Consider the following 580-nt stretch of genomic DNA (forward strand, 5'->3'; position numbering starts at 1 on the left):
CATTATTAACCGTCACTTTTCTGTTTTTACAAATTTTGTAGATTGCCATAATTTAAAGCTTATTACGTTTCCTGTCTTTTGCTGCTTCCATACCTATAGAACCATTGTCAGCAGACCAGTGTAAATATTCATTACGGAGTTTTCGCAAATCTTTTTGCTCTTGTAATTCTTGCTGATAAGCTACAAACTGTTTATCACCTGATTTTACCCCTTTATACTTTTCGTGAATTGCTCCAAACCACTTATATGTGTAAGGCCTACCATCACCTAAAACATACTCTCGCAAACGCTTTTTTACCCGCATAAGCAAGGCATCGTTAGTAATGCTGTATTTATCAATTTCTAATTTGACATCATCAAAAGGTACATTTTGTGTTGATATAGCTGATTCTGCCATAAAATGCAGCGGGATGTAACTGTAGTTTTTGCTTAATTTTCGTGTGCCTTTAAGTTCGTGTTTTGGTCCAAAAAAAGAAACCTCTAATTGGTTGTCTAAATACCAAGACTCTGCTATTAGTTTCTTTGAAAATTCTTTTAGTTCGTCCTTAAAATTTTTCTCAATAACCCCTACTACCTCAAC

General features: G+C 34.5%; 1 pseudogene. It reads right to left on the reverse strand.

The features are described 5' to 3' along the window. Positions 1–52: 52 nt before the first annotated feature. Positions 53–580: pseudogene (locus tag IUY40_RS19225) on the reverse strand (hypothetical protein); the annotation flags it as partial.

Origin of the sequence: Flavobacterium sp. ALJ2, from assembly GCF_015594725.1 — a bacterium.
Lineage (GTDB): Bacteria > Bacteroidota > Bacteroidia > Flavobacteriales > Flavobacteriaceae > Flavobacterium.